The organism is Propioniciclava sp. MC1683 (genome assembly GCF_014164675.1).
Taxonomy (GTDB): Bacteria; Actinomycetota; Actinomycetes; order Propionibacteriales; family Propionibacteriaceae; genus Propioniciclava.
Map to the genome: position 1 here is coordinate 1 of NZ_JACJFX010000115.1, position 694 is coordinate 694.

The window sequence follows — 694 nt, forward strand, 5'->3', positions numbered from 1 at the left end:
AGCGAGCAGAACAGGATCGCCTTGTCGGGCCACACCTGCTGGCCGGTCACCCGCAACCCGAGCACGTCGAGGCGGGCGAAGACGGTCAGATCGGGCGGGGTGACCGGCGGGCACGAGGCCGTGGTTGAGGTAGCGTCAGACATGAGCCTTGTTGTTGCTGGATGGGACTAGTACCGCGTCAGGCAACCTTGGCCCTCTTGATGGTTGCGGCTCGTTTGATGACTTTGCGGAGTCGTGGGTCGGTGGCGTGGTTGTTGCGCCAGATGATGTAGCGGCGGATCATGCTGGCTTGCTCGCGGTGGCTGGGGTGGTCGGTGCCGTCGAGGGCGAAGTAGCGCAGGGCGGTGAACTGGGCCTCGATCCGGTTGAGCCAGGAGCCGTAGAAGGGCACGTAGGCGAGTTCGACGTTGTTCGCTGCCGCCCAGTCCCCGACCCGGGTATCGGTCTTGGTGCTCAGGTGGGGGCTGAAGTTGTCCAGGACGATCGCGATCCGCACGTGGGCTGGGTGGAGGGAGCGGAGGTAGCGGCAGAACGTGAGGAACTCCACCCGGGTCTTGCGGGTCTTAACCTGAATCCACCGGCCTGGTAGCGGTGCGTTAAGCGAGGAAGTGCCCTCTGGTAAGGGAGAATGGGACTTGTATAGAGTTCCGTAGCTCCCCCAAGAAGGGCACTTCCGAGATGCAACTGTCTCACA

General features: G+C 63.3%; 1 protein-coding gene. It reads right to left on the reverse strand.

What is annotated here, in order from left to right; genetic code table 11:
• Positions 1-178: 178 nt before the first annotated feature.
• On the reverse strand, positions 179-574 hold the full coding sequence (locus H5397_RS17495; RefSeq protein ID WP_182819027.1) for a transposase: 396 nt from the start codon (positions 572-574) through the stop codon (positions 179-181).
• Positions 575-694: the final 120 nt, after the last annotated feature.